This window comes from Halorubrum sp. (assembly GCF_046498025.1).
Lineage (GTDB): Archaea > Halobacteriota > Halobacteria > Halobacteriales > Haloferacaceae > Halorubrum.
On sequence record NZ_JAWOBM010000031.1, the window covers coordinates 1 to 4,392 of the forward strand.

The 4,392-nt window shown below is 68.4% G+C and carries 6 protein-coding genes; 4 read left to right on the forward strand and 2 right to left on the reverse strand.

Features of this window, described 5'->3' with window-relative positions; all coding sequences use genetic code 11:
* Positions 1–262 precede the first annotated feature (262 nt).
* Positions 263–676, forward strand: a complete 414-nt coding sequence (locus tag R6U01_RS06855; protein ID WP_410285717.1) for a GlcG/HbpS family heme-binding protein — start codon at positions 263–265, stop codon at positions 674–676.
* A gap of 27 nt (positions 677–703) precedes the next feature.
* Here the strand turns inward: R6U01_RS06855 and R6U01_RS06860 are convergent, their stop codons facing one another.
* Positions 704–1,261, reverse strand: a complete 558-nt coding sequence (locus R6U01_RS06860; protein ID WP_410285718.1) for a sugar O-acetyltransferase — start codon at positions 1,259–1,261, stop codon at positions 704–706.
* Between the two features lie 55 nt (positions 1,262–1,316).
* Positions 1,317–2,210: a thiamine-phosphate kinase gene (gene thiL, locus R6U01_RS06865; protein WP_410285719.1), complete on the reverse strand. Its 894-nt coding sequence runs from the start codon at positions 2,208–2,210 to the stop codon at positions 1,317–1,319.
* A gap of 282 nt (positions 2,211–2,492) precedes the next feature.
* Between thiL and R6U01_RS06870 the strand changes: the two genes are divergently transcribed.
* From R6U01_RS06870 to aceA, 3 genes are read left to right on the forward strand one after another with little or no spacing between them, the layout of a single operon-like run.
* Complete coding sequence (locus R6U01_RS06870) at positions 2,493–2,891, forward strand: hypothetical protein (RefSeq protein ID WP_410285720.1); 399 nt, start codon at positions 2,493–2,495, stop codon at positions 2,889–2,891.
* Positions 2,888–3,070 (forward strand): hypothetical protein, encoded by a 183-nt coding sequence (locus R6U01_RS06875; protein ID WP_410285721.1) that lies wholly within the window; start codon positions 2,888–2,890, stop codon positions 3,068–3,070. Before R6U01_RS06870 ends, R6U01_RS06875 begins: the two co-directional genes overlap by 4 nt.
* Positions 3,071–3,075: 5 nt before the next feature.
* Positions 3,076–4,158 (forward strand): isocitrate lyase, encoded by a 1,083-nt coding sequence (aceA, locus tag R6U01_RS06880; protein WP_410285722.1) that lies wholly within the window; start codon positions 3,076–3,078, stop codon positions 4,156–4,158.
* Positions 4,159–4,392 lie beyond the last annotated feature (234 nt).

Here is a 4,392-nt window from a genome sequence, read left to right on the forward strand (position 1 = left end):
GAAGACACTCCTTCTGTGTCGGAATCGGGGTGCAGTCAAAACGTATCTCTGAATCCCATGCCGGGATAAGAGTAACGGCTGATTGGCACAGCCAGTAGCCGCCCACTGCGGTAGCTACGAATCTTAAACATCCCAACCCAGCGGTGCGGTGCCGTGGGAATCCTCGCGCTTCAGCGCGGGGAGGATGTCAATCCTCAACGCGAATTGTATCATGTTAATTTATTATATTTCCGCGGGAGCAAGTAGACGGAGCACACACAGTATGACAGAGGTAACATTAGACGTCGCTAAGGAGATCATTGCAGCCGCGGAGGAGGAGGCCGCGGCGATCGACGTGCCGATGTGTATCGCGGTGATGGACGACGGTGCGAATCTCGTGGGGTTTCACCGGATGGACGATGCGCTAATCGGGAGCATCGACATCGCCCAGAATAAGGCGTACTCCGCGGTGTCGCTGAAGTTGGACACCGAAACGATCCACGGGGAGTCACAGCCGGGCGAGTCGCTGTACGGGATCGGAAACACAAACGGCGGGCGAATCGTCACCTTCGGTGGCGGGTTCCCAGTTAAACACGACGACGGCACCGTCGTCGGCGGGGTTGGCGTCTCCGGTGGCAGCGTCGACGAAGACATGGAGGTTGCACGGGCAGGGGTGGAGCGCTTCGAGACCCGCTGAAACGCTAGCGAACCTATCGGGAGCCGCCTACTCGATCTCCCGGATCACCCGCGCCGGGTTCCCGCCGACCACGGTGCGCGCCGGCACGTCCTCCGCGACGACCGCGCCGGAGGCGATCACCGCGGCGTCGCCGACCGTCACGCCGGGGTTGAGCACGGCGCGTCCGCCGATCCAGACGTCGTCTCCGACGGTCACCGGCTCGGCGCGCTCGCGCCCCGTCGCGCGCTCGGCGGGGTCGACCGGGTGCGTCGGCGTGTAGACGTGGACGCCGGGACCGAGCAGGCAGCGGTCGCCGAAGGCGACCGAGTTCGCGTCAAGGAAGACGCAGCCGTAGTTCGCGAAGAAGCCGTCGCCGACGGCGACGTTGTAGCCGTAGTCACAGCGGACGGACGGCAGGACGGCCGGGTCCTCGCCGACCGCGTCGAACAGCTCGCGGAGGAGCGCCTTTCGCCGGCTCTCCTCGGCCCCGGTCGTCTCGTTGTACCGCCGCGCGAGGTCGCGGGCGCGCTCGCGGTCGGCGGCGAGCGTCGGATCGGTCGGGTCGTAGAGTTCTCCCGCCAGCATCCGCTCCGTCTCGGTCGGCATGGTCGCCACGAGGGGGCCCGGTCAGTAAGAACCGGGGGATCGGCCGCCCCATACGCTACCCGTGGGTGTAGCCGCGGTCGGGGAGGGGGTCGCCGTCGGCGGTCACTCCGTCCGCGGCGTCGACGACGGTTCCGACCCGAACGAGTCCGCCGGGACAGGCCTCGCGGGCGTCCTCGAGGGCCGATCCGGGGACCGCACAGACGAGTTCGAAGTCCTCGCCGAAGTGCGCCGCCAGCTCGAACCGGTCGGTCGCCCCCTCGGCGACCGCCTCGACCGCGGGGTGGACGGGGAGTCGGTCGCGGTCGAGCGCGAATCCCACCTCGCTCGCCTCCGCGAGCTGGTGGAGCGACCGGGCGAGCCCGTCCGAGGAGTCCATCATCGCGGCCGCGCGCCCGGCGAGCGCGACCCCGTCGGCGACGCGGGGCGTGAACCGGAAGAGGTCGTTGGCGCGCTCGACCGACGCCTCGTCGCCGCGGTCGAACAGTCGGAGCGCGGCCGCCGACCGGCCCCACTCGCCGGTGACGCAGAGCGCGTCGCCGGCGGTCGCGCCGGCTCGCGTCACCGGTCCGGCGTCGGCGACGTCGCCGATCGCGGTCGACGCGGTCGTGAACTCGTCGTGTTCGTCGAGGTCGCCGCCCACGTACTCGGCGCCGACCGCGTCGCAGACGTCGACCGCGCCCGCGACGAACCGGTCGAGCGCGTCCGGATCGAAGGCGGCGTCGGCGTAGACGGCGACCGCGGCGGTCGCGGTCGCGCCCATCGCCGCCACGTCGGAGAGCGACGCGCCGACCGCGCGCCACCCCGCGGTGTACCGCGTCGTCCCCGGCGGGAAGTCGGTGCGCTCGTGGAGCATGTCGGTCGTGATGACGGTGTCGCCGACGACGGCCGCGTCGTCGCCCGCGTGCGGGAGGTCGTCGGCGAGCCGGCGAAGCGCGTCGCGCTCGTTCACGGGCGAGACACACGTGCCGGAAGCGCTTAGAAGGGATCGGTCTGCCGCCCGCCGTCCGCGTTGGCAGCCGCCCCGCTCGTTCCAGATCATGTCCCGTGGTACCACGAACCATTTAAACAGGTAAAACAGATTAACTAATATTATCATTATCAATCATTATGTTTATTACCAGTGCCTCGGACGAACCGAGTGCAATGTCAGTATCCGTACGCGGACACGCAGCAGCACGAGCCGCCGACCGACCGATCACCAGACGACCGCCGCAACCGCCCACACGACTCGATGACGACACCTGACGAACCCACGACGACCGAGACGAACCGACAGACGACCACCGACGACCGATCGACAACCGACGCCGGCCGCACGTCGACCGATACCGGCCGCACGTCGACCGATACCGAACGCGCGCCGGCTGACACCGGCCGACCGTCGAGCGATCCGCGGACGGCCCCCGACACTTCTCCCCGACGGATCCCCGGCCGAACGCCGATCACCGAGGAAGCCGGCGCACCGCTCGTCCCGCCGATGCGGGCCGACGCGACAGAGCGATCGGCGACCGAGCGGTTCGAGACGCCCCGCCGTCCGAGCCCGCCGCCGACCGACGCGGAGCGCGACGCGCCGCTCGTCCCGGACCTGCGTCCGACTCGCCGCCCGCGCACCGACGGGGGCTCGCGATGAACGCCGTCCCGCTGTCCGGGACCGGCGCCGGACCCCGACCCGACCCGACGACCTTCACGCACGCCGCGACCGAGCGGCGCACGGCGGACGGGGCCGCGATCGACCAGCGGACACCCGCCCGGCTGACGACGGACCGACCGACGACGCAGCATCCCACCGACGACGCCACCACGGAGTGACTCCTATGCACCCGAACGAACTCGACGACGACGTCTTCACGAGAGATATCGACAACCCGGCCGGCCGGAAGCTCCGCGAGCTGTTCGCGGAGCAGGACTACACGTTCGCGCCCGGGATCTACCACGCGCTCGACGCCCGCCTCGCGGAGATGGCGGGAGTCGACGCCGCCTACATGAGCGGCTACTCCACCGTGCTCGGCCAGTTCGGCTTCCCCGACTTGGAGATGGTCACCATGACCGAGATGGTCGAGAACGCGAAGCGGATGGTCGAGGCGACGAACCTCCCGGTGATCGCCGACTGCGACACCGGATACGGCGGCGTCCACAACGTCCGCCGCGCGGTCCGCGAGTACGAGAAGGCCGGCGTCGCCGCCGTCCACATCGAGGACCAGACCTCGCCGAAGCGGTGCGGCCACATCGCGGGCAAGCAGATCGTCTCCCGCGAGCAGGCGCGGTCGCGCTTCGAGGCTGCCGTCGACGCCAAGCAGAGCGAGGACACGGTCGTCATCGCGCGGACCGACGCGTACGGCTCCGCCAACGGCGACTGGGAGGAACACCTCGAACGCGGCCGAATCTACGCCGACGCCGGCGTCGACCTCGTCTGGCCGGAGATGCCCGACCCGTCCCGCGAGGACGCGGTCAGGTACGCGGAGACCATCCACGAGACCCACCCCGACCTCGACCTGGCGTTCAACTACTCCTCGTCGTTCGCGTGGAGCGAGCAGGAGGACCCGCTGACGTTCGAAGAGCTGGGCGACCTCGGCTACCAGTACATCTTCATCACCCTCTACGGGCTGCACTCGGGCGCCCATGCGGTGTACGAGGACATGCAGAACATCGCGGAGAACGACGAGCAGGCCCAGTTCGACTTAGAGGACCGGTACCTCGGTCACGAGACGGAGAGCCACCACGAGCTCTCGTTCGTCCCGCGGTATCAGGACATCGAGGCGCGCTTCGACCCCGAGGCGGAGGCCCGCCACGAGGAGTCCGCGGGCTTCACCGACGAGGAGCGCGACCCGATAACGGCCACGGACGAGGGAGACGACGGAGAACCGGAGGAGCCCCCGACGGCCGAGAGCGACGACTGACCGCGGAGCGAATCGCGGAACGAGACCGGTCGTCTCGCTTTTTTTACGGGGAATCGAGGAGAAAGCCTCGCGCTTCAGCGCGGGGATGAATCCGACAACGGTGCCATGAGAGATTTGATGTTTCTGGGGGATGTTTTTAAGGACGTATAATTCATACGGATAGCTAGCCGAGGCGGCCTGCCCGCCCACCTAATCGGACAATATCGGGATTCCCCGATTCCAAGCAGAAGACAC

Bases quoted from the DNA above. Each gene is read 5' to 3' on its own strand.
- R6U01_RS06855 (WP_410285717.1), top strand. From the start codon at position 263: ATGACAGAGGTAACATTAGACGTCGCTAAGGAGATCATTGCAGCCGCG.
- R6U01_RS06860 (WP_410285718.1), bottom strand. From the start codon at position 1,261: ATGCCGACCGAGACGGAGCGGATGCTGGCGGGAGAACTCTACGACCCG.
- R6U01_RS06870 (WP_410285720.1), top strand. From the start codon at position 2,493: ATGACGACACCTGACGAACCCACGACGACCGAGACGAACCGACAGACG.
- R6U01_RS06875 (WP_410285721.1), top strand. From the start codon at position 2,888: ATGAACGCCGTCCCGCTGTCCGGGACCGGCGCCGGACCCCGACCCGAC.
- aceA (WP_410285722.1), top strand. From the start codon at position 3,076: ATGCACCCGAACGAACTCGACGACGACGTCTTCACGAGAGATATCGAC.